Origin of the sequence: Oerskovia flava (genome assembly GCF_026163685.1) — a bacterium.
GTDB lineage: Bacteria > Actinomycetota > Actinomycetes > Actinomycetales > Cellulomonadaceae > Oerskovia_A > Oerskovia_A flava.
Map to the genome: position 1 here is coordinate 42072 of NZ_JAOXSR010000004.1, position 26803 is coordinate 68874.

General features: G+C 70.1%; 17 protein-coding genes. 7 read left to right on the forward strand and 10 right to left on the reverse strand.

Features of this window, described 5'->3' with window-relative positions; translation table 11 throughout:
* Window positions 1–47: 47 nt before the first annotated feature.
* Both OHL10_RS08625 and purE read left to right on the forward strand, forming a co-directional pair.
* Window positions 48–1349: a 5-(carboxyamino)imidazole ribonucleotide synthase gene (locus OHL10_RS08625; RefSeq protein ID WP_265521795.1), complete on the forward strand. Its 1302-nt coding sequence runs from the start codon at window positions 48–50 to the stop codon at window positions 1347–1349.
* The gene (purE, locus tag OHL10_RS08630; protein WP_265521796.1) at window positions 1346–1882 is read left to right on the forward strand and encodes a 5-(carboxyamino)imidazole ribonucleotide mutase; all 537 of its coding nucleotides are present in this window, start codon (window positions 1346–1348) and stop codon (window positions 1880–1882) included. The genes OHL10_RS08625 and purE overlap by 4 nt, the downstream gene beginning before the upstream one ends.
* A gap of 12 nt (window positions 1883–1894) precedes the next feature.
* Here purE and OHL10_RS08635 read toward each other — a convergent pair whose 3' ends face one another.
* Window positions 1895–2815, reverse strand: coding sequence for an LCP family protein (locus tag OHL10_RS08635; RefSeq protein ID WP_265521797.1), 921 nt, complete (start codon window positions 2813–2815; stop codon window positions 1895–1897).
* 605 nt (window positions 2816–3420) lie between these two features.
* On the reverse strand, window positions 3421–4749 hold the full coding sequence (locus OHL10_RS08640) for an LCP family protein (RefSeq protein WP_265521798.1): 1329 nt from the start codon (window positions 4747–4749) through the stop codon (window positions 3421–3423).
* A 118-nt stretch (window positions 4750–4867) separates the two neighbouring features.
* On the opposite strand from OHL10_RS08640, the gene OHL10_RS08645 reads away from it, so the two are divergent.
* The gene (locus OHL10_RS08645; protein ID WP_265521799.1) at window positions 4868–5896 is read left to right on the forward strand and encodes a glycosyltransferase family 2 protein; all 1029 of its coding nucleotides are present in this window, start codon (window positions 4868–4870) and stop codon (window positions 5894–5896) included.
* 29 nt (window positions 5897–5925) lie between these two features.
* Here OHL10_RS08645 and OHL10_RS08650 read toward each other — a convergent pair whose 3' ends face one another.
* Window positions 5926–7797 carry a SpoIID/LytB domain-containing protein gene (locus tag OHL10_RS08650; RefSeq protein ID WP_265521800.1) on the reverse strand — a complete coding sequence of 624 codons (1872 nt, stop codon included), beginning with the start codon at window positions 7795–7797 and terminating at the stop codon, window positions 5926–5928.
* Window positions 7798–7991: 194 nt separating this feature from the next.
* On the opposite strand from OHL10_RS08650, the gene OHL10_RS08655 reads away from it, so the two are divergent.
* The 3 genes from OHL10_RS08655 (at window position 7992) to OHL10_RS08665 (ending at window position 13094) form a co-directional block, all read left to right on the forward strand.
* Window positions 7992–9794: an N-acetylmuramoyl-L-alanine amidase gene (locus OHL10_RS08655; RefSeq protein WP_265521801.1), complete on the forward strand. Its 1803-nt coding sequence runs from the start codon at window positions 7992–7994 to the stop codon at window positions 9792–9794.
* Window positions 9795–9859: 65 nt separating this feature from the next.
* On the forward strand, window positions 9860–10888 hold the full coding sequence (locus tag OHL10_RS08660; protein WP_265521802.1) for an O-methyltransferase: 1029 nt from the start codon (window positions 9860–9862) through the stop codon (window positions 10886–10888).
* Window positions 10889–11081: 193 nt separating this feature from the next.
* A complete protein-coding gene (locus OHL10_RS08665) occupies window positions 11082–13094 on the forward strand; it encodes a glycosyltransferase (RefSeq protein ID WP_265521803.1) in 2013 nt (670 codons plus the stop codon).
* Here OHL10_RS08665 and OHL10_RS08670 read toward each other — a convergent pair.
* Window positions 13084–14547, reverse strand: coding sequence for a hypothetical protein (locus OHL10_RS08670; RefSeq protein WP_265521804.1), 1464 nt, complete (start codon window positions 14545–14547; stop codon window positions 13084–13086). The genes OHL10_RS08665 and OHL10_RS08670 overlap by 11 nt on opposite strands.
* A gap of 353 nt (window positions 14548–14900) precedes the next feature.
* Here OHL10_RS08670 and OHL10_RS08675 point away from each other — a divergent pair, with 353 nt between their 5' ends.
* The gene (locus tag OHL10_RS08675) at window positions 14901–15257 is read left to right on the forward strand and encodes a hypothetical protein (RefSeq protein WP_265521805.1); all 357 of its coding nucleotides are present in this window, start codon (window positions 14901–14903) and stop codon (window positions 15255–15257) included.
* Window positions 15258–15291: 34 nt separating this feature from the next.
* Here OHL10_RS08675 and OHL10_RS08680 read toward each other — a convergent pair whose 3' ends face one another.
* The 6 genes from OHL10_RS08680 to wecB form a co-directional block, all read right to left on the reverse strand.
* Window positions 15292–17262 carry a glycosyltransferase family 2 protein gene (locus OHL10_RS08680; RefSeq protein WP_265521806.1) on the reverse strand — a complete coding sequence of 657 codons (1971 nt, stop codon included), beginning with the start codon at window positions 17260–17262 and terminating at the stop codon, window positions 15292–15294.
* A 485-nt stretch (window positions 17263–17747) separates the two neighbouring features.
* Window positions 17748–20267: a glycosyltransferase gene (locus tag OHL10_RS08685; RefSeq protein ID WP_265521807.1), complete on the reverse strand. Its 2520-nt coding sequence runs from the start codon at window positions 20265–20267 to the stop codon at window positions 17748–17750.
* 59 nt (window positions 20268–20326) lie between these two features.
* Complete coding sequence (locus OHL10_RS08690) at window positions 20327–21721, reverse strand: glycosyltransferase family 4 protein (RefSeq protein ID WP_265521808.1); 1395 nt, start codon at window positions 21719–21721, stop codon at window positions 20327–20329.
* Window positions 21722–21900: 179 nt separating this feature from the next.
* Window positions 21901–24051 (reverse strand): acyltransferase family protein, encoded by a 2151-nt coding sequence (locus OHL10_RS08695; protein WP_265521809.1) that lies wholly within the window; start codon window positions 24049–24051, stop codon window positions 21901–21903.
* 8 nt (window positions 24052–24059) lie between these two features.
* A complete protein-coding gene (locus tag OHL10_RS08700; protein ID WP_265521810.1) occupies window positions 24060–25634 on the reverse strand; it encodes a glycosyltransferase family 2 protein in 1575 nt (524 codons plus the stop codon).
* Entirely contained in the window at window positions 25631–26716 is a 1086-nt protein-coding gene (wecB, locus tag OHL10_RS08705; protein ID WP_265521811.1) for a non-hydrolyzing UDP-N-acetylglucosamine 2-epimerase, read from the reverse strand. The genes OHL10_RS08700 and wecB overlap by 4 nt, the downstream gene beginning before the upstream one ends.
* Window positions 26717–26803 lie beyond the last annotated feature (87 nt).

Here is a 26803-nt window from a genome sequence, read left to right on the forward strand (position 1 = left end):
GCGGACGTGTCGGCCGTGCCGCGCACGAGCGACTACCCTGGGTGCACGTGGCAGCACCAGTGATTGCAGTGATCGGCGGCGGACAGCTCGCCCGGATGATGGCCCCCGCGGCCGGCGAGCTCGGCGTGCACCTGCGGGTCCTCGTGGAGGCGCCCGACTCCTCCGCTGCGCAGGTCGTGACCGACGCACCCGTGGGTGCCGCGTCGGACGAGGCGGCGGTCCGTGAGCTCGTCGCCCCCACCGACGGCCGGCCGCGCGCCGCCGTCCTGACGTTCGAGCACGAGCACGTCCCCAACGCCCTGCTCACCGACCTCATCGAGCACGGCACCCCCGTGCGCCCGGGTCCGCACGCGCTCGTCCAGGCGCAGGACAAGATCGCCATGCGCCGCCGGCTCACCGAGCTCGGTGTGCCGTGCCCGCGCTGGGTCGCGATCCCGACGGACCCCGACGCAGGCCGGCAGACCCTGGCGGAGTTCCTCGAGGCCAACGGCGGCGAGGCCGTCGTCAAGACCTCGCGCGGCGGATACGACGGCAAGGGCGTTCGGGTGGTCTCGGTCGCCGGTGGTGGTGCCGAGCAGGTGACGGACTGGCTCGAGGCCGCCGCCACCGGTGGCCCGCAACTGCTCGTCGAGGAGAAGGTGCCGTTCACCCGGGAGCTGGCCGTTCTCGTCGCACGCCGTCCCGGCGGTGAGGTGCGCACGTGGCCCGTCGTGGAGTCGGTGCAGCGCGACGGCGTCTGTGCCGAGGTCGTCGCGCCCGCGCCCGGGCTCACCGGCGTCGAGGCCGAGCGTGCCCGCGTCGCCGCGGTGCGGATCGCGGAAGGACTGCACGTCACCGGCGTCCTCGCGGTCGAGCTGTTCGAGGTCGCCGGGGACGCGCCCGGCGACGAGCCGCGCATCCTCGTCAACGAGCTGGCGATGCGGCCGCACAACTCCGGCCACTGGACGATCGACGGCTCGACGACGAGCCAGTTCGAGCAGCACCTGCGCGCCGTGCTCGACCTGCCGCTCGGTGACACCTCGCCCACCGCCCGGTGGACCGTCATGGCGAACGTCCTCGGTTCGGAGCTCGCCGAGCTCACCGACGCCCTGCCCACGGTGCTCGGCACCTACCCGGACGCGCGCGTCAACCTGTACGGCAAGGGTGTGCGCCCGGGTCGCAAGCTCGCCCACGTCAACGTCAGCGGCGACGACCTGGACGAGGTGCGTCGTCGGGCACGCGGTGCGGCGGCGATCCTGCGCGGCGAGGATCCTGGCACTGTCGATCCAGCCGCGGTCGATCCCGCTTCGTCCGACAGCACACCGGCCGGGACCCCGGCCGGGACCAGCGACCCCACGGAGACCTCATGAGCGCGCACCCGATCGTCGGCATCGTCATGGGGTCCGACTCGGACTGGCCCGTGATGCAGGCCGCGGCCGACGCCCTCGCGGACCTCGACGTCCCCGTCGAGGTCGACGTGGTCTCGGCACACCGTATGCCGACGGAGATGATCGACTACGGCCGCTCGGCCGCCGAGCGTGGTCTGCGGGTGATCGTCGCGGGCGCCGGGGGGGCGGCGCACCTGCCGGGGATGCTGGCTGCCGTGACGCCGCTGCCGGTCATCGGTGTCCCGGTCCCGCTGGCCTACCTCGACGGGATGGACTCGCTGCTCTCGATCGTGCAGATGCCTGCGGGCGTGCCGGTGGCGACGGTCTCGATCGGTGGCGCGCGCAACGCGGGTCTGCTCGCGGCGCGGATCCTCGCCTCCGGGACCGACGACGACGCCGTGCACCTGCGACAGCGGATGGTCGCCTTCCAGGAGGGTCTGGCGGACCAGGCGCGGGCGAAGGGCGAGCGCCTGCGCGCGTCGCGCCCCGGCCGGCAGACGGGGTTCGGGGCCTGACGGGCGCGGCTCCTACTCTGGCATCCCGCCGACCTCGCCCGGGGGTAGGTTCCCGTCCCGCACGTCGACGAAGAACTGGGGCGCGGTCTCGGGGTCGAGCTGCACCGTCGAGCCCACACCGCCCGGGCGGTAGTCCGGGTTGCCGATCGGCGGGGTGCCGGTGATGCCACCTGGTCCGTTTGCCGACCGGAACGCGAGAGCGAGCCCACCGAGGTCCAGGATCCCGGTCTTCTCGTCGACCGTCAGGGCCCCGAGACCGGCGTCGACGAGCGAGAGCTGGTCTCCGGGGCGCACCGCGATGCTCGGGTTCGCGACCTGTGTCGCCACCGCGCCGATGACCTGGCGCTGACGCTCGGCGCGGCCGATGTCACCCTTCGGGTCCGAGTACCGCATACGGGAGAACGCGAGGGCGGTATGCCCGTCTGCCGTGTGGCAGCCTGCGGTCCACACGAGCTTGCTCTTCTCGTCGTCGACATCGGCGTCGTAGCAGAGCTCGATGCCCCCCACCGCGTCGACGATGCCTTCCACCCCGGCGAACCCGATCTCCACGTAGTGATCCACGGTGAGGCCCGTGAGCTCCTCCACGCTCGTGACGAGGAGGGGCGCGCCGCCGAACGAGTAGGCGGCGTTCAGCTTGCCGGCACCGTGGCCCGGGATCTCGGCGTACGTGTCGCGAGGGAGCGAGATCATCGCGGTGGGACCTGACCGCGGCGAGTGGAGCAGGATGATCGTGTCGGTCCGGGCGCCCGCGGTGGAGTCGGTGACCACGTCGTCACGGGCGTCTGACCCCGCGAGGAGATACGTCGTGCCTGGCGTCCCGGAAGCGTCGGACAGGGCGTCGATGTGCGAGATCTTGCCGTTGGCCCAGACGAGCAAGCCGATCGGCCAGGCCAGGACGAGAACGAGGAGCAGGCCGAGGGCGAGCGCGGCCACCCGACCCTTGCGGATCCTGATCCCGCCGGGAGCGGATCCAGCGGGTGCCGGCGCGATGCCTCCGCGTCGGCCGCCCCCTGAGCCCGATCGTGCTGGGACTGCTCGTGCCGGGCCGGGGACAGCGGCGGGCGCCGCCGCACGAACGGGAGCGGGCCCCGCCTCCCTCGGTGCTCCACCACGGGCAGAGGCTGGGGGGAAGCGCGCGGGCGGCGCGGCCGGGTCTGCTGCGCTCACCCGGTCCGACGCGGGTGGCCGGCCTGCCGCCAAGCCCGTGGCACCGCCCCCTGGCACCTGCCGGTCGGCCGCAGCCTGCCGGCTCGCCGCGCCGGGCCGGGCCGCCGGGCCGGCTCGGCCGGCGGTGGTGTGCGCGCACCGGACGGCGCGACCGGGATCTCCCGGGAGGACTGTCGTCTGATGCGCGGCTCGGGTCGGACGATCTCGTCGGGCGCGAGCGCCGACTGAGGAGCAGGCGGGCGGCGGCGTTCACCTCCGACCGGGATGGCGTTCTCCGACGCCTGCGGCCTCGTCGGGCGACCGCCTTGCGGTGTGAAGCTGGGTGGTCGGGATGCGGAGGAGTCCCGGCGGTCGTCGTGAGTCATGGTCCCTCAGCCGCACTCGGCGGTGATGTCGTCGGGCGTGAACGCTTCCTTGCCGGCTTCCTTGGTCTCCCGCGGGCTGGGCTCGTCCGTCGACCCGGTCGTCGGCTCGGTGGAGTCGTCGCTCGCACCCTCGGATGCCCCGGTCGAGTCGTCGCTCTCGACCGAGCCGGCTCCGCCTGACGGCGGCGCGGCCGCCTCCTCAGGCTCCGCCGGTTCGCCCGTGATGGGCTCGTCCGCCCGAAGGCGATCCCAGATCTCGTCCGCCTCGGGCGTCCATACCACCGTCGCCCGGGGGTTGAGGGGATCGTCGGCGATCGGGACCGTCATAAAGGTGATGTTGCCACCTGACAGCCCACGCAGGCTGTAGGCGACCCCGGCGAGGTGAGGAATGGAGGCGATCTCCTCGCTCATCGTGAGCGAAGAAGTTCCGGCCTCGAGGAACTGGAAGAGACCCTGAGCGTCCGTGAGGAGGTTCTTGCTCAGCACCTGGCGAACCGTGGCCGCCAGAAGCTCCTGCTGGCGTGCGATGCGCCCGAGGTCCGACCCGTCACCCAGCCCTTGTCCCGTGCGGGCACGGGCGTAGCTCAGGGCAGTCTTCCCGTCGAGCGTCTGCTTGCCCGCGCTGAGCTTGAGATGGTCGGCTTTCGGAGAGTCGATGTCGACCGGGATGCAGATCGGTACTCCGTCGATGGCGTCGACCATGTTCTGGAAGCCGGTGAAGTCCACGACGACGAAGTCGTTGATGCGGACGTCGGTCAACGACTCGACCGTCTTGACGGCGCACGCGGCGGCTGACTCCAGGTCTCCGCCGAGGTCGTAACCCTGGGCGAACGCGGCGTTGAAGCGGTCGTTGACCGGTGCGGTGGTCTTCCCGTTCGTGGCGGTGCAGGAGGGGATGTCGACGCGTGAGTCGCGGGGGATCGAGAGCATCTCGACGCGGGACCGGTCCGCCGAGACGTGCACGAGCAGGGTGGTGTCAGACCGCATGCCCTCGACGCCCTCGACCGCGAAGTCGGTGTTCTCCCCGCCGCGGAAGTCCGAACCGAGCACGAGGATGTTCATCGCCTTCCCGGCGTTGGGATCGGTCGGTTCCTGCTCTTCCGGACGCTCGCCGAGCAGGTCGTCGATCTGCGCGGTCTTGATGTTGCCCTGCAGGGTCGAGTACGCCGACGCGGCGCCCACCGAGACGAAGGCGAAGAGGGCCGTCGCGACGAGCCCGATCGACCGCAGCGCGGTACGGCCGCCGAGCGCACGGGCGTGGGAAGGTCCCTTGGTGCTCTCCGGAGCGGCCGTGCTCTGCGCAGCAGCGCGGCGGGATCGGTGAGGTGAGGTCACAGGCATAGAGCATAGGCGGCGTGTGCAACGTCACCGCAGCGAGACCGAGCGCATGGGGTGGAGGACTTGTGCACGCACGCACCGTGGGCGACGGGCGAGCGTCCGCTAGCATCTCGGGGTGTCTTCAGGTGCGAACGTCGAGCAGCCAGGTGTGTCCGTGTTCCTCACCGTGCGCAACGAGGAACGCGACCTGGAGGAGTCGATCGAGCACATCCTCGAGCAGGACTACCCGGGACCGCTCGAGGTGGTGGTGGCCGTCGGGCCGTCGTCAGACCGCACCGAGGAGATCGCTGCGAGCATCGCTCGGGCGGAGCCGCGTGTGGTGGTGGTGGCCAACCCCACGGGCAAGACGCCAGCCGGCCTCAACCGGGCGGTCGCCGCCGCGCAGCACGACCTTCTCGTGCGCGTCGACGGTCACAGCGTCGTCCCGCACGACTACGTGTCGACTGCCGTGGCGGCGCTGGCGAGCTCGGGCGCCGCGAACGTCGGGGGCCTGATGCGACCCGAAGGGCGGACCGCGCTGGAGATGGCCATCGCCCGGGCCATGAGCTCGCCCCTGGGGATCGGGTCCGTGTCCTTCCACACCGGAGGTGCCGAGGGGCCCTCCGACTCGGTCTACCTCGGGTCGTTCCGTCGGGACGCGCTGGAGTCGGTCGGGGGATTCGACGAGGAGTTCCTGCGCGCGCAGGACTGGGAGCTGAACTACCGCTTGCGTCGAGCCGGCCATGTCGTCTGGTTCGACCCACGCCTGAGCGTCGGCTACCGGCCGCGCGGGTCCTGGAAGGCGCTCGCCGAGCAGTTCTACCGCAGCGGACGCTGGCGGCGGCACGTCATGCAGCGCTACCCGGAGACCGCCAGCGCCCGCTACCTCGCCCCACCTGTCGCGGTCGGCGCCATGGTCGTCGGAGCCGCGGCGGGTGTCGTCGGCCTGGTCGCCGGGCTTCCCTGGGCGATCGCCGGGTTCCTCGTGCCTGCGACGTACGCCGTCGGGGTCGTCGCGGGCTCCGTCGCGGTCGGTTCCGGCCTGCCCGTCGGTGCTCGGCTGCGCCTGCCGGGTGTCGTCGCGACCATGCACCTGTGCTGGGGCGGTGGGTTCCTGCGCGGCCCTGAGCCCGTGACCCCGGAGCGTGAGCCCGCGACGAACTGAGCGCGCCCGGTCGCGCTACGGTCCGGATCCTATGAGGTGAACCCGGAGATCCACGTCGAGCGGAGCCCGAGCCGCGTGCGGAGCTGCTCACCGGTGATGGACGCGGTCGCCCCGGTCGAGGAGGTCGCTACCGCCGTGCGGACACCGTTGCCTGCGGTCCGGGACGCCACGCTCACCGCGACCACGTCGGGGAGGCCGAACGCCGCGCGGACGGCGGACTGCGAGACCGTGGCGGTCCACGAGGAGTTCGGGTTGGCCGAACCCAGGCTCCACGGATCGGCGACGCTCCGCGCCCAGGGCAGGGCAGCCGTCCAGACGTCCTCGCTGTTCTGGGTGCGCCCGCCGGAGGACGAGAAGTAGTAGGCAGGGATGGTCGCGCCGCCATAGGTGGCGACGTGCCCGAGCCCGGCGGTGCTGATCGTCGCGTCGACCGCCTGGCGCCAGCGCACGCCCCAGGTGGGTTCGTTCTCCTTGCGCCAGCCGGTGTAGTTCTGCGACCGCGTGTCGTCGTAGAGGTGGCAGTCGCAGGCGGCCCGGACGGATCCCGCGCTGGCGGCCGCGTACGACCGCGCGGCGACGGCCTGGGCGCGCAGTGCGTGCGCGGGCCAGGACGACGGCATCTCCGCGATGCCGTAGACGTACTCGTCGGTGAGCCGGACCACGTTGACCGCGTTGACCCGGTTCCCGATGTTCCGCAGCTCCAGGCGGCCGTGGCGGTACAGGCCCTGTGCGCCGCTGACCGACGTGTTCACCTCGACACTCGACCCCGGCTGGAAGTACCGGGTGGACGCCCACTCCATGTGCACGCCGTTGCTGGGGCTCGTCGTCGTCCACGTGCTGCCCCCCGCGCGGACACGCAGGCCCTGCGAGACCGCCTCGACCGTGAAGGTCGTTCCGGCGGGCAGGGTGGTGACGATGGCGCCGCCCAGCCTGACCCGCGCCTGACCGCCGGACGCACGGATCGAGGTGCTGGTCGCGCCGGAGAGGACCTGCACGCGCAGGTCCCTGCTCGTGTCCCGCGCAGTCACGCTCGTCCCGGTGTAGTAGTGGCCGAGGATCTGGCTGGAGGTCCGTCCGTCGGCCGCCATGCCCCGTGCGCCGTACTGCGACATACCGACGCCGTGGCCCCACCCGGAACCGGTGACGGCGAACGACGTCGGCACGGTGACCCTGCCGGCGACCTGCACCGTCCCGCTCGTGCCGTACGGGTGGCTCGTGACGATGCCGCTCGGCGACTGCACCTGGGAGGTGCGCAGCCGGTAGTCGCGGGTCGAGCTCGCGGCGACGGAGATCGACCCGGCACCGCTCGTGATCTGGTACTGCCCGACGTGCACCCAGGAACTGCCCGACCGGGCCTGCAGGTTGACCTTGCCGGTGACCGGGGTCGAGCCTCGAGTCCATCGAACGTGCAGCTGGGCGTGGCCGCTCTGCACGGACCCGCGCACAGCCTGGAGTTGGGGAGCCGCGCTCTGACTCGGGCTTGAGACGCGGCTGATCCTGATGGTGTTGCTCGTCCCGTCGGGATCCGACGTCGTCACACCGCTCGTGACGGTGGAGCTGGCCCGCAGGCGGTAGGAGTTGGTCGCCCCCGGGGTGATCGTCGTCGTGGCGGCGCCGTTGCTCACGGGGACCTGTCGCACGTGCTCCCAGCCGGTCGATGTCCTGCGCTGGAGGTTGACGACGCCGGCGACCTCTCGTCCCCCGGAGGTCCAGGTGACGGACAGGTGCACGGGATGACCGGGGTAGGCCGTGCTGACCGCGGACAGACGAAGGTAGTCGCCGACAGCCGCCGAGGCTGACGGGGTCGCCACCATCGTCGACGCGAGGAGCGCCAGGACGACGCCGACGGCGCGTGGCCGCCACCGACGTCGGGGCGTGGGTCGGTCGTCCTGCTCGTTCATCGTGCCACCTCTGGTCCGCGAGGCCCCCCGCGGTCCTCTCCTTATCGGTATCACGGGAAGACGAGGCTCGCCTGATGACGGGTGAAGTTTCCCTGCGGTTGTCGTGCGCCCCGGTCCAGCGCACGATGGGTGAGGCATGCGAGACATGGTGCAGACGTCACAGAAGTGTGATTTCCGGCAGGCAGGGGACAGATGTGGATGACCAGCGATCGCCGTTCGAGAGCCCGTTGGACCGGCGTCAGTTCCACGGAGTCGTGGTGGGCGCCCTCGCCGTCGCGCTCGGTGCTCCCGCGATGGGCCGCGTCATGCCGGTCGAGGTGGACGTCGAGCCGGACGTGATCGACGGTGTCCTGCGCATGGGCATCGAGAGCGCCGACACGCCGCTTCTGCTCAGCCAGGAGCTGACGGGCGGCACCTTCAACCTCGCCGGCCTGACATGGGCGCCGGGCGCCGCGGGCGTGGGCAGCGTGCTCGTGCGTGCCCGCCAGGACGGCCTGTGGGGCGCGTGGACGCGGCTGGAGACGGATGCGGACATGCCCGACCCGGGCTCGGGTCCGGTGCCCCGTCCGGGCACCACGCCGTTCATCACGGGTGCGGCGGATGCGATCGAGGCACGGGTGGACCCGATGCCGGGCGAGTCCCTGCCCGAGGACCTGCGGCTCGACCTGGTGGACGGGGGACCGATGCCCACGGGAATCGACGCAGCAACGAGCACCGAGGCCGTGGAGACGGCCTCCACCGATCTCCTCGACGAGGAGGTCGAGCTCACCTCGAACAAGGTGGGCTCGACGCTCGCTGCGGCCGCGCCGCGCCCTGCCTTCAACTCGCGCAACGCCTGGGGCGCGGACGAGACTCTCCGGGCGAACTACGGGCAACCGATCCAGTACGGCCAGGTGCTGGGGACGTTCGTGCACCACACCGCAGGGTCCAACGCCTACACCCAGTCCGAGGTGCCAGCAATCCTGCGGAGCATCTACCGCTACCACGTCGTGTCGCGGAACTTCTGGGACATCGGCTACAACATCCTCGTCGACCGGTTCGGGCGCCTCTGGGAGGGGGCGTTCGGGGGTCTGGACCGGAACGTCGTCGCGGCGCACACGCAGTACTACAACTCCGCGGCGTTCGGGATCTCGGCGATCGGCACCTACACCTCCAAGGCCGTCGAGCCAGCGGTCCGGACCGCACTCGCCCAGGCGATCGCATGGAAGTTCTCGGTCCACGGAATCGCCACGCCCTGGGCCACGGCCAACTACCCGGGGTCCAACGCACGCAGTCAGCCGAGGATCGCCGGTCACCGCCACGCCAAGAGCACCGAGTGCCCTGGCGGCTCTCTCTACGCACAGCTGACCAATCTGCGCCACGACGTCGCCAGCCGTCTCAAGGTGGCGTCCTCCTTGAGCATGAGCGCCCCGGCGGTCACCGCACGGGGCGCGCGCACCACGCTGGACATCCGCTGGACCGCCGAGGGGTCCAACCTTGCCGGCCTCGTCAACCTCCAGCGACTGAAGAACGGTGCCTGGGAGCACGTGCGGTCCGTCCAGGTCAGCGGTGGGCGGGCCGAGACCGTCATCACGCCCGGCGCCACCAACCAGTACAGGCTGCGCGCGTCGTCCTGCTCGACGCGCAGCGACATCGACCTCTCGCACCCTCGGGGGACGAGCAACACAGTGACGATCACGGTGCGCAACGTCTCCCTCCCGTTCGTCGAGCTCGCCGGTCCGGCGAGCGTGAGTCGCGGTGCGCGCACGACGCTACGGATCACCTGGCTCTCGGGGAACGGACCCGTGTCCGGGAAGATCAACCTCCAGCGCCGCAACGGGTCTTCCTGGGAGCACGTGCGACAGATCGACGTGAAGGACGGCGGCGCCACCACGGTGATCACCCCGGGCGCGACGAACTCCTACCGGCTACGCGCCTCGACGGTCTCTTCTCCGCCAGGGGTCCCGACCCGCGACCCGCAGGGTACGTCGAACACCCTCCGGGTCACCGTGCGGTGACGAGCGTTCCTGGTCGTCGGGCGGGCTAGGGTGTGGGTGCACCGCTCGACCGCAAAGGAGCCCGCATGGCGCGCAGGACGACCCGAGCGTGGGTCGCAGTTGCTGGAACGTCCGTCCTGGTCGTCGGCGCGGTCGCCGCAGCGGCCCTCGAAGCGTGGGCGCTCGCCGCCGTCGGGGGAGCGCTCCTTCTCGCGGCTTGCGCCTTCGGGCTTCTCGACGTGCGGCGGCGGCAGCAGGTCGTGTCCGCGCAGCTCAGGGCGCTGCGCACGGAGCTCCAGGGGCAGACCGAGCAGGTCGGTGAGCTTGCCCGCTCGAGCTCTGCCGGCCACGACGCCACGCTCGCTCGTCTGGCTGACTCGGAGCAGAAGCTCCTGCGGAAGCTCGACGCGGTAAGCGAACGGATGGATGAGCGGAACCGGCGCACGGCGAGCATCGTCACGGGTGTGCGCAAGCAGGTCGACCTGCTCGACGGGCACCTGCTGACGGACGTCCAGGCGCTCGACCAGCTGCGGGCTCGCTACTCCCCGCGGGCTGCGCTGCCCCGGGTCGCAGGGTGGGCGCTGAGCCCGTCGGCCCTGCTGTACTTGCTCGAGACCATCGAGTCCCGCGGCCCGGGCCTGGTCGTCGAGTGCGGCAGCGGGACGTCAACGCTCTGGATGAGCTACGCGCTCAAGGAGAGCGGGGGAGGTCGCCTCATCGCCCTTGAGCACGACGCGACGTACGTGGAGAAGACGCGGCAGCTCCTCGCGGAGCACGGTCTGAGCGAGTGGGCGGAGGTGCGGCACGCCCCCCTGGTCAGCACCCCGACCCCTCGAGGTGACTTCCCCTGGTACGACGTCGATCCGTCGAGCCTGGGACCGATCGACCTTCTGCTCGTCGACGGTCCGCCGCAGGCGACCGGTCGACACGCGCGCTACCCCGCGATGCCCGTCCTGCATGACACCCTCGTTCCCGGAGCCCTCGTCGTGCTCGACGACGTGATGCGCAAGGACGAGCGGGAGGCCATGAGCTACTGGTTGGAAGAGCATCGAGACCTCGACGACCTGGGCCGTGTCGTCCACGGGGTTCAGGCGCTCGCCGTCACCCGGAACTGAGACCGCGCGCCGCGATCCAGACCTCCCGCGCGCCTCGGGTAGCCTCGGGAGGCGCGGCTGTCGCCGCCCCCACCGAGACGAGAGCGCCAAGAATCTGATGAGTGTGAGCCGAGACCTGCTGCGCCGGACGAGCGGACGCGTTGCAGAGTTCCTTGTCCGTCGCCCCGTTCTGGTCCGGGGGGCGGTGCCGACCATGCTGGGTGAGCGTGAGCTCGGCCGTCGCATCGACAAGGACCGTGCGCAGGGCCGCCCGCTCGCCCTCCGGATGCTGCGCTCGCGGAACGACCAGGCTGCGGTCGTCGCTCTCCGCGTCGCCCGTGAGCGCACCGGCACCGTGCTGGAGGTACCCGACGTGCTGGCGCGGGCCGAGGCGCCGTCGACGCCGCTAGCCGTTCAGGTGGCTGCGTCCGCCTATCTCGTCGATCGCGCGCCCGACGACGCTGCCCGGCTCCTTCGCCGGATCGCCGAGCACGGGCTCGATGCCCGGACGGTGACCCCGTTCGTCCGGAGCGTCCTGGCGTTGCCCACGGACTCGGTGGGGGAGGAGCTGGTGGTGGGCGCGGTGTCGCACGTGAAGGATGACGTCGCCCGCGAACGCCTCGTCGTCGCCCGTGAGGTCGCCGGGGAGATCCGCAGCGGTCGCTCGCTCGCTGTCGTCGCCGAGCAGCACCGTGACGCGCCCTACCCGCTCGAGGTCCTCGCGGCGTGGGCCGATCCCGACGCGCCGGTGAGCGAGCTCCAAGGCCTAGGGCGTGTCGTGCTGTCCGCGCACGGGGTCGATCCGGACGCCAGGGTCCGGCTCGCCCGGACACTGAGGTCTGCCGGTGACTTCTCGGTGAGCACCGAGCTCGCGAGCACTGTCCTCGAGGAGCACCCCGCAAACCCGCGGGCACGCCTGCTGGTCAACGTCGGGCGCTCGATGCTCACGACGCTGGACGAGGGCTGGAGCCCTCCCGTGAGGACCGCTGCGGCAACCACGCCGCCGGACGGTGTCATCCCTTACCTTCTCCACAGCGCCCTCCCGCAGGTCTCGATGGGGTACGCCACCCGGACGCACGGTCTGCTCGGTGCTGTGCGCTCGCTCGGCTGGGACGTGCAGGGTGTGACGCGGCCGGGCTACCCCGTCGACGTCCCCGGCGCAGAGCCGGCGAGCAAGGTCGACATCGTCGACGAGGTGCCGTACCACCACCTCTTGGAAGGACGTCGCACGTTCCCGGTCTTCCCGGTCGAACGTGCCGTCGAGGACTACTCACGGCTCCTGACGTCGTTCCTCGCAGATCGCAGACCACGGCTCGTGCACGCGGCGAGCAACTACCGCAACGGCGCCGCTGCTGTCACGGTCGCCCGAGAGCTGGGTGTCCCGTCGGTGTACGAGGTGCGTGGACTGTGGGAGTACACGCGGCTCGCACGCCAGCCGGACTACGACCAGACGGAGCACTGGGCACTCAACGTACAGATGGAGACCGACGTGGCCCGTGGGGCTGACAAGGTGATCGCCATCACGGGTGCGCTGAAAGACGTCCTCGTCGAGCGTGGCGTCGAGGCGGACACGATCGCGGTCGTGCCCAACGGCGTCGACACCGCGCGGTTCGCACCTCAGGAGCGGGACGAGGCGCTCGCGGCGTCGCTCGGCCTCGACGGCAAGACGGTCATCGGATACGTCGGGAGCCTCTTGGAGTACGAGGGGCTCGAGCTGCTGGTCGAGGCGGCCGCCAGCCTGCGCACGGAGCGCTCCGACTTCGGTGTGCTCGTGGTCGGTGACGGTCGTTCCTTGCCGACCCTCAAGGAGCGGGCAGCGGAGCTCGGCGTCGAGGACCTCGTGGTCTTCACCGGCCGTGTCCCGCACACGGAGGTGGAGCGGTACTACTCGATCATCGACGTCGCGCCGTTCCCGCGTCTCCCCGTCGCCGTGTGCGAGCTGGTCTCTCCGCTGAAGCCCTTCGAGGCGATGGCGATGGGCAAGCTCGTCGTGGCCTCCGACGTCGCGGCGCTCGCGGAGATCGTCACGGACGGCGGCAACGGCCGCCTGTTCACCAAGGGATCGGCCGCTTCGCTGGCGGAGGTCTTGGCATCGACGCTCGACGACCGGGCGGCACGCGCCACGGTCGCCGAGCAGGGGCTCGAGTGGGTCCGCGCGGAACGAGACTGGTCAGCTGTCGCTCGGTCCGTCGCGACGGTCTACGAGGAGCTCGGCCTCACACCGTGACGTGCTCGGTAGGATCGCCGAAGAACCGCAGGTCCCCCTTGGCGGTGAAGAACGTCGCGTCGCTGACCGTCCACGTGTGCTGCGTGCGGTCGGTGCCGCGGACGCTGACGAAGTTGAAGCGGTCGGCCGAGTAGATCGAGGCGCCTTCGGCCATCGCGCGATCCAGGATGTCGCTGTCGACCGCGCGCGGGAGGTCGCCGAAGCGCAGGGAGCGGACGAGGTCTCCCTGGAACATCATCGAGCCGCCCTGCACGCGGCGTTCGTAGGCGTTCTCCGAGGCCGGGTACCGCAGGACGACCGCGCCGGTCGACCGGAGCCAGACGTAGTGCGCCCACTTGCCGGTGATCTGGGCATCGGTGTACCGGAAAGCGTCGATGAGGTCCGCGGCGAACTGCGGCCCGTAGTAGTTGTCGTCGTCCATCTTCGCGATGAACGACCCGTCGGAGGCGTCGACGCCGAGGTTCATGCATGCGCCCAGCGTCAGATCGGCGCTCGCGTGCACGATCTCGAGGTTCTGCACGCCCTGTTCGGTCGCCTCACGACGGACAGCACTCTCGTCGAGGTCCAGGCCGTGCAGGACGAGCACCAGCTGGAGATCGACGCGCTCCTGGCGGCCCGCGTTGCGCAGGACGTTGGAGATCTCGTGCGTACGGTTCGTCGGCACGACGGCGGAGACGTCGCGCGGTGCGCGGTCGACCGTGATCCCGACGCCGTCGAGGATGTCGTCGACGCGGTCTCGGACGGTCAGGCCGGTCAGGACCGCGCGACGCAGTCGAAGGCCCTCGCGGTCGACGAGCTCCGTCTGGTTCACGTAGGCGACGGACTGCGCGCGGATCTCGGCGGCTCCCGTCGCGTGGTGCACCAGGTCGTCGAGCGTCGTTGCCCGGTCGTCGGGCCCTGCGGACGCGAAGATGATCGGGGTCGCGTGCAGCGCGGCCATGAGCAGCTCCGTGGCGGGCGTCGACGCGCTCGCGAGGACGGCACGGTGCTCGCCCGGCACAGCGGGGCGTGAGGTCGTGCCCGCGACGTCGACCGTCGGCGCGCCGGCGAGCCGGGAGACCACACCGGCTGCGAGCTCGGTGCCCGGGGCGCGCGCGATACCAGGCCTCCTGCTGTCGGCTGCTCGCGGGGGGAGCGTAGCGAGCGCACGAGGCGAGACGCTCGGCGGGGCGGTGATGACGACCAGGTCTTCCGAGGCGCCTTGAGGACGCGAGGTCCCCGGGTCAAGGACGAGCACGCTCAGTGGGGTCTGCAACCACTCGGGCAACGGGACGTCGTCGCGCGCGTGCACGACGAGGGGAACCTGCCGAGCGGCGAGCTCGACGACGAGCTCGCGCAGTGACTGGGGATCACCTGACCAGCCCTGAGGAACGCCCCGCGTGACCTCGAGCAGGAGGAGTTCCGGCACGTCGCCGTCGAGCTGGGATCGCCACCCCTCGGCGGACGGGACCACCTGGTCCCACTCGAGGGCGAGGTCCGCAGCCCTCGAGCCGACGACCCAGGCACGGACCGTCGACGGGGGCGGGAACGATGCCGACCGAGGCGTCGGCGCTTCGACCAGGACCCCGTCCGATGTCGAAGTCGCCAGCCCCGGTCGAGGCGTCGACGAGCCGCGGAGACGACGGACGGACTTGCCGAGGACGGCGCGCAGCGAGTGGGTAGGGAAGGAAGAACCGTCAGGCACGCGTATCACTCCGGTCGTCGTCAGTCGGAGACCAGATGCTGGCCCCCGGAGAATCGTACGGCTCGGCTCGTCCGATAGCCTTGCCACTGTCCTCCGGCCCCTGAAGGTCGGTCGTGCTCTGTGTGGGAGTCGTCGTGCGCAAGATCAGTCGCTTTCGTCTGTTGGCCGTTGGATGTGTGGCGCTCGGAGCCGCGGTCGCGGTGCTCGCGATCTTCGGTGAGCTCCGCGTCGCGGTGGCCGTCCTCGGAGTCCTGGTCGCGATTGTCGCCGTGATGCTCGTCGAGGTCCAGCGCCGCACCATCTCGACCATCCGCCGTGCCGCCAAGCGACCGCCGGCGCAGATCGTCTCGTCGACGAGCGCGGAGCTCGCCGAGCTATCCGTGCAGGTCGACGTCATGCAGCGCCGCCTCGTCGCAGCTATCGATGCCGCACGTCTCGAAGCAGCAGACCGGCATGCTGCCTCGCGCGCCTACAGCTGACGCGTAGGAGCCCGAGAGCGCACGAGCGGGCAGATCAGTCCCTGATCGCCTCGAGGTACCAGTCCCGTAGTGCCTCTTGACCACGCAGCGCGTTCCGCGTACCGGCAGGGGATCGTCGGTCGGGTGTGGAGGAGCGGCCCGAGAGGATGTGCATGACGTCCTGTACCGCCGTGTACGCTGCGGCTTCCGGGTTCTGCGAAGCATGAGCCTGCGGCACGATCGGCCGAGCTCCCAGTGCCGACGCCTCGAGCACCACGCGTCGGGTGAGCGGTCCGTGATCGGTGCCGACGAGGACGACGTCGGTCGCCGTCGAGAGCATGACGCGCTGCGTCGTCTCGAGACTTCGCAGGAGGAGAACACTCGTCGCACCGTCGAGCAGTGTCGTTAGGCGCGACCGGACGACCTCGCTCGTCCGGACGCGGACGTCCGTCCCGGCGTCGCTGCACACGCGCGCGATCCGCGCCGCCTGCGCTACGCTCTCTGGCGATTCTTCGGTGAGCACCACGACCACCACTGGTGTGTCGGGTCTGTGCAGCCTCGGTGATGCGCTCCCCGGAGCGATCGCGAGCGGAAGGTCGTGAGCGAGGACGGGCGCTGTTGCGGCCTCGACCAGAGCCCTGCGCGTACCCTCGCCGCGCACACTCCAGCGGACGTCGCCACGGAACCCCCGCCGCGCGTTGTCGACGACCTCCTGCGGGTCGTAGGCGCGAAGGACCCCCTCGCGGCTCACGGGGGGCCGGCTCGCCAGGATGACGGTTCGACGTGACCTGAGCCCCGCGGGCGACGCAGGCAGGAAGCTCAGACAGCTGGGGTCGACGACGACGGTGAGGCCGGTCTCGACCGTGTCGTCGTAGCTGAGGATCTCGACCGTACCGCGGTCGGCGAGCGCGCTGACCGGGTCGATATAGGATCGCGGGCGTCGCACGTCGAGTCCGAGCTTCTCGACGTGAAGGATCCCGATCGTCAGCGATTGGTCCGCGAGCTCGGCCAGCCAGTCGGCGGCCTCTCGCTCGAGCGGACCGTCATGACGCCAGTCTGCGGCGAAGACGACATCGAACTGTGTCGGTCCGGACGGCGCGACCTGGTAGCGACGGGGCGCTCCGAAACGACGATCGCCATCCGGCGGAAGGTACGGGGAAGCGCCCGAACGGATCCGTTGGTGCCAGTGCGCATAGGCGGACTCGTAGACGAGGCGCGCAGGATGACGCCACCCAGGCCCGAACTCATCGCGAGAGAGAGATCCGTCCCCCATCCGCATGAACAGGAGCGGGAGGGCGAGGTCGACCGACCGTCCGGTGAGGGCTAGGCCCATCCGGCGGTGGTACTCGGTGTCCGCCGCCTTCCGGACACGGTCGTAGTAGCCGATCTTCGCCCGCGTCTTCGCTCGGCGGAACATCAGTGTCGGAGCCGCCACGATCTCGGACGGGTTGCCCACCCGAGTGAAGACGAGATCGTCGTTCACACGGTAGGCGTGGGTACGCACGGAGTCGACCAACGGGTCGGCTTCGAGCAGAGCGACCTGTCGCTCGATGCGTTCGGGATGTGACCAGTCGTCGGAGTCCTGGAAGGTGAGGTACTGTCCCCGCGCGACGTCGAGGGCGAGGTTACGCGCCCCGTAGGTGCCCTGGTTGCGTGCCTGCGTGAGGATGTTCACCCGCGGGTCGATGGCCTTCGCCTGCTCGTAGATCTTGGAGTAGTCCGGGCCGGAGGCGTCGTCCACCACGAGGATCTCGAGGTTCGACCATGTCTGCGCGGCGACAGAGCGTACTGACGTGAGCAGCCCGGTCGACGGCCGGAAGGAACTGATGAGGACGGAGACCAGCGGCCCCTCGTCGATGGTGACGTCGGTGGGTGCGTCGAGTCGGTCGAAGGGCGCTTCCTCTCGGCTCGAGTCCCGCAGTCGGACCGGAGCCAGCCCTGCCAGCAGCGTGTCGACAGTGGCGTACCAGGCCGCGACGGACCCTCCGGGCGATGCCCAAGGGTTGTCGAGGTCAGCGGTGAGCATGGTGCGGGGGGCCGCTCCGAGAGCCGTCAGGCGCGGCAGGAAGGCTCGGAGGTCCGCGTTCGCGCCCTGGTCGAGCAGTACTTCGGCGAGCAGCCGCTGGGCTCCAGGCTTCAGTGAGCGAAGCCCACGGTTCTTCGCCGCTCTGCGGAGTAGGTACTCGGCGTGATCGAGGTCGTCCGGCTCCGACCGCTGCGACACCAGCACCTCGGCGAGGGCTGCGCTCCACGTGCGGGAGAGGTGAAAGGTGGGGCCTCGCCCATCGTGCGTCGAGCTCGCGCGGACGATGTCCGCATACGTGGCGGCACCGTCGGACGCAGCCAGGGCGATAAGGTCGCGAAACCTCCGCGAACGCGTGCGTTGGGCCGCGCGGACGACGCCCGTCGGGCTGACCTGCTGCTCCCGGAGGTGCTCTGCGATCTCTCGCAGCACCTTCTCCCGAGGCGGAGTTGCGGGAGGACGCCCGTCGTCTGCCTGCTCTTCCACCGTTAGCTCCTCTGAACGCTCAAGGCCGGCCGAGACGGCAGCAAACTGCCGACCAGACGCCTGTACGCGTCGTGACTGTAGTCGTCCTGGACGGCGCGCAGCCCTCGCGCGGACTGCTCCTGGTAGGCATCCGTGTCCGCGTAGAGCGCGGAGACGATCGACCAGACCTCCTGAGGGCGGCAGTAGAGCGCGGCGTCCCCGAAAACGGGGCGAAAGTGCTCAGGAAGGATGACGACGCACCCGGTTGCGAGCGCTTCGAGGATGACGCGGCCGAACGCCTCGCGAAGAACGGGGTGATGGAAGTAGACGAAGAAGTCGACCTGGTGGAGGAACGCCCGTGGATCGATCTCTCCTTGGTCGTAGACCAGCCAGGTTGCCGGTACTTCACCGAGCACTCGCCGCACCGCACGGCGCCCACCCATCACTCTGACGTCGCACCGCCCGTCGACCGGATAGGCCGCTGTCATGTCTTCCGGATCGTCAGGCCACTTGAGCTCCGCATCGCGTGAGAGGCGACCGATGATCGGTTGGTCGGACCGGAAGCGATCGCGTGGCATCGACCACTCCTCGACCGCCAGGATGCCGGGACTGTCGAACGGCGCGAGGCGCGTCGGCGAGACGTCGTGCATGATCGCCTCCCGGACGAGCGGTCCTTGCGGAACCCATAGCGGGTCGACAGAGAAGAGGTGGCGCGACGAACGTACGCAGTCTTCGATCGTGTACCGCGTGTCCGATCCGTCGATCTCGACCGGCACCTGGTTGGCGACGACGACAAGTCGACCGACGGTCATCCTCGACGGGAGTGACGGAGGGAACTCGAGGACGGGCGGGTAGCGCAGGATCACTAGCTCGACATGGACGGGCTCGTCGAGGACGACGAGATCGACGGTTCCGTCATGCACCAGATCGCGCACCGCGACGCACATGTCGCGGTGCGCGACCTCGGCGAACCGCAGTGCTTCGATCTGTAGCACGCCGATGCGTAGTCCTTGCCCCATGAGCGCGCGGATCTCTTCGATCATGGACCGTTGCGGCCCACCGTACCGGCGCCAGTCACCGGCGAAGACGACGTCGTAGGTGAGCTGAGGAGCTGGGCCGATGCTCCGGCGGAAGGGGTGCGGCGCGGGGAACGGACGTGGATCGTCCTCCAGCCCGACTACGGGTGACGCGCCGCTTCGGATCAGCCCGTGCCAGTGTCGGTAGCTCTGCCTGTACGAGGTTCGTGCAGCGTGTGCCCAACCGGCCACGAAGTCGGACCGGGACAACGAGCCGTCGACGAGGCGGACGAACGCGAGCTGGTCCTCGACGATGACCTGCCGTCCGGGGCTTGCTGCGACGAGGCGTTCGTTGAACTCGGAGTCTGCGCTCTTGCGCACCGAGTCGAAGTAGCCGACCCGAGAGATCGTCTCTTCTCGACGGAACATCAGCGACGAGGCGTTCCGGCGACTCGTCCGGCTACCGAGCCGCTGGAAGACGAGGTCGGGCGTGCACCTGATGGAGCGACTGAGGGTCGAGTGCACGGACGTGTCGTCGAGCAGCGGTCTCGACTGCCTTTCCAGTCGTTCCGGGTGTGACCAGTCGTCCGAGTCCTGGAAGGTCACGAGAAAGCCGGTGGCTTCTCGAAGCCCGGCGTTGCGTGCGACGTAGGTGCCCTGGTTGTGCTCGCGCCGGATCAGGCGGATCCGGTCGTCGAGACGAGCCACCTGGCGGAAGATCGATGCGTACTCGACGCCTGATGCGTCGTCGACGATGATCAGTTCGAGCCGGGACCATGTCTGGCGCAGGATCGACCGGACCGCTGTGAAGATCTCTTGCCCGGGGCGGTACGCGGACATGATGACGGAGATGAGCGGCCCGTCGACGGAACTGGGCTCGACGCTCGCCTCGAGTCCGTCGAACGGCGTCGTCGCGTCACCCCGGACGTGGACAGGCGCGGCGTTGTAGCGTCCCAACGTGGCGTTGAGGGCTGCGGTCCACGACGTGGAGTGACCGTGCTCCGCGGCGAGAAGGTCGATCTCGAGGAACGCGCGGTCCTCGTCCCGCAGGTTACCGAAGGACGCCACAACGGTGCGGAGCAGGTCGTAGTGCTGGTGGTCGAACAGGAGCTGACCGTAGAGCAGCTGGTGTTCGGCCGCCCACCGTCCCGGGTCGCGCAGGAGCGCGCCTGCCTGATAGAGGAGCAGTGCGTCGCCAAGGTCCTCGGCGCGCAGCATCTGCGATGCCACCACCCGCGCGAGGGACAACAGCCAGGTGATGCTGTCGCGCGGGACGAGCTCAGCGGCCGCTTCCGGTGACGTCCGCGCGGCGCGGATCAGGTCGTCGTAGTCGAGGCCGGGGCTCATGCCCTCGACCAGGACGTGACGCAGGGGGAAGGACCGCGTGCGGACGGCCGTGTTCGTCAAGGCCGTGCGCCGCTTGCTCCGCAGCATCGCCGCATGGTCGACGATCACCGCGTTGTCGGGTCGCTCCTCAAACCAGGTGCGTCCCTCCCCCACGGTAGGGGTCTCGCTCACGATCGCCATTCCTCTCCTCGTGAGCACACCAGAGTGCCCACGTGCCATCTCTCCTCACCGTCAGCGCTTCAGGTGCGCTGCGGCCTCTCTGCGAGCAGGTCCTCCGCGCCGAGCAGCGCTCGATAGGTCGAGTCGACGACCTCCGACACGGTGCTCCAGTCACGCTCGGCAGTGACCCACGCTCGACCCGACCGACCGAGCCTGCTGCGCAGCTGTTCGTCGTCGAGCATCCGTGCCAGCACTTCGACCAGCGACTTGCGGCTACCCGCCGTGAAGACGAGTCCTGTCTCGTCGTCCGTGACGATCTCAGTCAACGCCGCGACCGAGGAGACGACCACGGCAGTCTCGGTCGCCATGGCCTCGAACGGCTTCATGGGCGAGATCAGCTCGCAGACGGGCAGGGGCCTGCGAGGGAAGGGTGCGATGTCGAACAACGACAGGTAGCGACCCACCTCGTCGTGAGGGACCCGGCCGGTGAAGTGCACGATCCCGTCGAGGCCACGGCGCTCGGCACGCTCCCGCACTCGCTCTCCGTCCGCGCCGTCGCCGACGATCACCACGGCGAAGTCCTCCCGTACCTCCGCCAGCTCGGCGACGGCGTCCATCAGGAGGGTCAGCCCTTCGTAGTGGACGATGCTCCCCGCGTACCCGATCACGGTCTTGCCGACGATCCCGAGTTGTTCCGCCAGCGCGATGTCGCGCTCGCGCGGAATGAACTCGTCGACGTGCACGCCGTTGGGCAGCACCGCGATCTTCTCCGCAGGGACGCCGCGGGCGATCATCTCGTCCCGCAGAGCATGGGTGATGACCAGCACCGCATCCGCGGCGTGGCACACGTCCAGTTCCATGCGGGAGATGAAGTCGAACCCGCTGCTCTTGCGGAAGGTCGGCACCTTCGCGCCGCGCATGAGGTCCTCGAGCCCGCGGAGCTCATAGACGAACGGCAGCCCGAGGCGGCGGGCGGCGACCGCCGCTCCCAGACCTGTCGCGTAGAAGCTCGACGCGTGGATGACGCTGGCGCGTCGGTCACGGGCGAGGGCCTCTACGTCGTCCGCGAAGGAGTTCACGTAGTCGGTCAGCGGGTGCTGGGGGTACTGCCGGCGACCTTCTTCCAGTGAGCGGTGGTACGCGATGGGTCCGACGGTGTCGACCTCGGGCACCTCACGCGTGTCGTCGGCGGGCCACTTGTCGTAGGGGAAACCGCGGCGGGTGATCGCGGCGACGTCCCACCCGCGCGAGGCGAGCGCCGACAAGATTCCGTGGGTGCGGGTCGCGTATCCGCCGGAGCGGATCGGCAGGGACTGCGACAGGACGGACAGGACGGACTGCGACGCTGGCTCGTACGGGGTCGAAGCCGCCCGCGCGGGCAGGGGGAAGCCGGCCGCGGCCAGAGCCAACCCGTCCCGCGCGTAGAGCAGTGCATCGTGAGCGGCCTGATCCTTCGGCTCGTACCGAAGCACCATCTCCGCTGAGCGTTGAAGAGCAGGGAGCTTCCCGCGGTGCCGGGCGCCTCGCATCGTGGCGCGGTGCGCCTCTGCGCGGCGTCGACCCACCGGTCCGGGAACGATCGTCGCCGGAACCCGGTCGACGACTCGCCCGAGGCGCGCTGGTACGTCCTTGATCCCCATACGTGTGGTCCCTCTCATTCCCCTGCGGACGCTCTGACGGCTTGATCCACGAGCGGAACCAGTCGCGCGGCCATGACGTCTTCGAGCGTTGCCACGTAGGTGTTCGTGACGTGTGAACCTTGACGATAGACGAGGACATCCCCGATGACAGGCGGGCACATGCTGTCGTTGCAGAGTGTGTCCGTGAGGTCGAGCACGTCGACCTCATCGACCTCTCGAGCTGCCTCGACGAACACTGGCTGTCCGCTGCGTTCAATGCCGCCGTCACGGTCGAACGCGCAACGACTCAACTCCTCGGCATGGTCAGCAACGCACGCGTACACCTGTCCTTCGGCAGCATCGATGCCGAAGGGGCTCGGATTGTCCATCAGAGCGATGACGTCGATCCCGGCTTCCTCGAGCTCTTGCCAGGTGCTTCTCAGCGCGTCGATCATCGGCCCCCGGCGCATCGTGCCGTCGTCGTCGGCGCCTTCCTTGTGTCGTTGAGACGTCACGATGACGTCGGGCCGCATCTCGAGCATGTCGGCCATGAGGCGCTCGCTGTGCTCCACGCACTCGACGTACGGCTCGTCGAACGCCGTGCCCAGGGCACCCGAGAAGCTGCACGAGGACTTTGTGGCGGTCAGGACGCGCCACCCCTCGTCGACTCCGATCCGGTCGAACAGGTCGACCCACTGGATCATCTTCGAGTCCCCTGTCAGGACGACGGTCACTTCACCGTCAGGGTCCCCGAACTCGCAGTACACGGGTTCTGTGGCTGCCGGTTCAGCCTGGCAGCCCTCGGAGTACGCGGCGGGGACGTCGTCGACGGCGTCCTGCGGCTGAGGGACGAGAGACGCCACCGTGTCGACCACCTCGATACCCGTGACGGTGTCCTCACCGGAGGCGGTGTCCTTCTCGCGCTCCAGCTTGTTGGCGCCCAGGCGATCAGGGTCGCTCGTGGTTGTCGCGCCCGCCGTGCCGACGGAGGGGACGGCGAACATCAGGACGATCCCGGCGATCGCGCCGACCGCGGTGAGGTTCGCACCGAACGACAGCGTCAGCCCGTTGGACTCGCTCAGCCGACGTGAGAAGCGTGCCGGGTTCTCGACGAACTTGTAGGAGAGCCACGCGGGGACGAACGACGCCGCCATGACCAGCAACCCCTGCTTCTGCCCGAGCTCGCCCCAGATGTTCGTCGCGGCGATGAGCAGCGGCCAGTGCCAGAGATACAGGGAGTAGGAGAGCCCACCGATCCAGACGAACGGGCGCCATGCCAGGAAGCGTGAGGTCCCACCGACCACGTGCGCGCCCGCGATGATGATCGCGGCGGTGGCCAGGGTGGGAACGAGGGCCCAGGCGCTGGGCCATGGCGTCGTGCCGTCCAGCATGAGCGCCGCGACGAGGATCGTGCCGAACCCCAGCCAGCCGAGAGCCAGTGCGACCGGCCGGGGGATGCGGAGCCAGAGACTGGCCCCCACGGCCACCAGCGCGCCGATCCCGAGCTCCCAGAGCCGCGTCGGGGTGATGAAGAACGCCGTGGCCGGGTTGGAAGCGGTCGCGATCACCGAGTAGACGAGCGACGGCACGACGATCAACGTCAGGGCGATCGCCATCAGCGGGCGGACGGCCACCTTGCGCCGCCGCACGATCGCCGCGACGACGAGCAGCAGGAGCGGCCAGACGATATAGAACTGCTCCTCGACCGCGAGCGACCAGAAGTGCTGCACGGGAGAGGCGCCGGTGCCCTCGGCGAGGTAGTCGACCGCGCGATCGGCAAGACGCCAATTTACGACGTACAGGGACGCGCTGACGATGTCGCCGCCGATGGTCCGCCACTCGACGACGGACGCGGTGAGCCAGGTGAGCACCGCTGTGGCGGTCAGGACCAGTGCCGAGGCGGGCAGGAGCCGCTTTGCCCGGCGGGCGTAGAAGCGCGAGAGCGAGATGCGTCCCGTCCGCTCCACCTCGCGGACGAGGAGCCCGGTGATGAGGAACCCGGAGACGACGAAGAAGACGTCGACGCCGATGAAGCCTCCGGGGACGAACGTGATCCCGGCGTGGTAGACCAGCACAAGACCGATCGCGAGAGCTCGAAGTCCCTCGATGTCAGGCCGGAACCCGCCCGGACGCGAGCCGCCAGCGGCACCGGCGGGGACCGCGCTGCGTGTATCAGTACTGGTCATGGTGTCCTCTACAGCTCCACGTGAGCCCAGGGCTCACCGAAGAAGAGCTGCTCGGAGGGCTTCGCGAGGAGCTCCGAGTCGCTGATCTTCCACGTGTGGCCATCGGTGGACGACGCCCGTACCGAGACGAAGTTGTAGCGGTCGGCCGAGTACACGCGACCGTCCGCAGCCTCGATCTTCTGGAGGAACGTCGTGTCGACGCGACGGGGGAGGTCCTCGAACCGGACTTCTGCCGCGACGTCGCGCGGCATCAGGAGCGTGCCGCCCTGGACGAGCTTGACGAACTTGTTCTCGGACGCGGGGAAGCGCAGGAACGTGGCGCCCGAGCCTTCGAGGTACGTGAAGTGTGCCCACTTGCCCGTGACCTGTGCGCCGCTGAAGTCGAACGTGCGCACCAGGTCGGCGAGGTAGTCGCGACCATAGAAGTTGTCGTCGTCCATCTTCGCGACGTAGCGACCGTCGGCCGCGTCGACGCCGAGGTTCATGAGCGCCCCGAGGGAGAGCGACGCGTCTGCCTCGATGACGACGGTGTTCTCCAGTCCGCGCTCGGCGGCCAGGCGCTGCGTGGTCTCGGTGGCCTCGAAGCCGTGGGCGACGAGCACGAGCTGGACGGAGGGGTGGGACTGGCGCGCGAGGAAGTCGACCACATGGCCGATCTGGGCGGGCCGCATCGTCGGGACGATCGCGCTGACGGAGCCGTCGGCGTAGGGGTCGGGAACGTTCGCCGCGTCGAGCAACCGGTGCGCTGCGACCACCGTCGAGTGGTCCCGGAGCGCCGCGCGCAGGCACTTGTGGGCATACCGACGCCGCAGCTCGGTGTGCCGGGCCAGCGCGTCCGGCAGGTGCTCGTCCTCGTCGACGACGACGAGGTCCGCCGGGAGGTCGGTCCGCGCGCCGGGGGCGAGGACGATCGCCCCCGTCGCAGCGGCTGCGGCGGCGGCCGGGAGGAAGCGGTCCTCGGGCCCGGTGAGCACGACGGTGTCGGCCCGCCGCTGGACGGTGCGGGGCAACGCTCCGGGCGTCGTCGAGTCGGGCGTGACGTCGAGCGTGACGGAGCGCGCCGCGCGTCCCTTGGCGCGGACGGGGTTCTTCGCGCGCGGCTGGAAGTACCCCCCGGCGACCTCGGCTCCCGGGTAGTCGGCGGCGCGGCCCGCCGACCTGACGACGACGCTCGCCCCCGCGAGGGAGTGTGTCGGCCGTCCCGGGGCGTCCACGTCCCACACAACGAGGGGGACGTCCGCGGCCAGGGCGGCAGCCGCCAGGTCCTCGGGCGAGGTCCCGGGTGCGGCGGGCCACTGGACGACGGCGACGTCGAACCCCGTGAGGTCGGTCTCCGGCTGCCACGACGTCTGCTGCCACTCCACCGCGAAGGCGTCGACGAGCGCGGTGTCGAGCAGCACGACCGCGCGCACCGATCGGCGGACGGGACCGTCGGTCACCACGAGGGGCGCACCGGCCGACCCCGACCCCGACGGGCCACGCCATGCGCGGCCGATGTGCTTGCGCGCGTCCGGCCAGCGGCGCGGGTGGACGGCGAGGCTCGCGGTGGTGCGGGCGACGGAGGAGAGGCGGGAGACGTTCAACGCTTCTCCAGGAACGACACGAGAACCCGGGCGATCCGCTCACCGGCGGCGCCGTCCCACAGCGGCGGTACCGGCCAGGTCTCCGGACGCCCGTCCGCGAGAACCTCGGCCGCCACCTGCGGCAGGTTCTCGCGTGTGACGAGGCGGTTCGTCCCGTGGGTGATCGTCACGGGACGCTCGGTGTTCGGACGCAGGGTCAGGCACGGCACACCGAGGATCGTGGTCTCCTCCTGCACACCGCCCGAGTCGGTCACGACGAAGGCCGCACCACGGACGAGGCCCATGAAGTCGACGTACCCGAGGGGCTCGACGACCTTGAGCGCGGGGTGGGCCAGCAGGCCGGCGTCCTCCAGGCGGGCGCGCCCGCGGGGGTGCAGCGGCAGCACGATCGGGGCGAGGTCCGCGACGGCGTGCAGCGAGGCCACCATCTCCTTGACGTCCTGCGGGTCGTCGACGTTGCCAGGTCGGTGGAGCGTCGCGACCGCGTACGGCCCGTCGAGGGAGAACGCGGCGCGTGCCTTGTCCACGTCCAGCCGGTCGAGCTGGGACAGCAGCGTGTCGATCATGGGGTTGCCGACGAGGTGGATCTTGTCGGGGTCGACGCCTTCGTTGCCCAGGTGCGCGACGGCGTCGGGGCTCGTGGCGAGCAGGAGCGTCGAGAGCCGGTCGGTGACCAGGCGGTTGATCTCCTCCGGCATCGTGAGGTCGAAGCTACGCAACCCGGCCTCGACGTGCGCTGTCGGGATGAGCATCTTGGAGGCGACGAGGCTCGCTGCGACCGTGGAGTTCACGTCTCCGTAGACGACGACGAGGTCCGGTCGGCGCTCGGTGAAGACCTCCTCGAGCGCGGTCATGATGCGTGCCGTCTGCTCGCCGTGCGACCCGGAGCCGACCCCGAGGTTCAGGTCGGGGCGCGGGAGCTCGAGCTCGCGGAAGAACACCTCGGACATCTTGTCGTCGTAGTGCTGGCCCGTGTGGACAAGGATCTGGTCGACCCCCTGCTCCGCGAGTGCGCGGACGACCGGTGCGGCCTTCGGGAAGTTCGGGCGTGCGCCGGTCACGTGCAGGACTGTCGGGGCCATACTCATCCTTCGTCGTTAGGATCGCGGTGTCGTCGCCATGATGCCAGAGGGTTCGTCGGTCTTCCGGGCACGCAGCGAGAGGGTCCT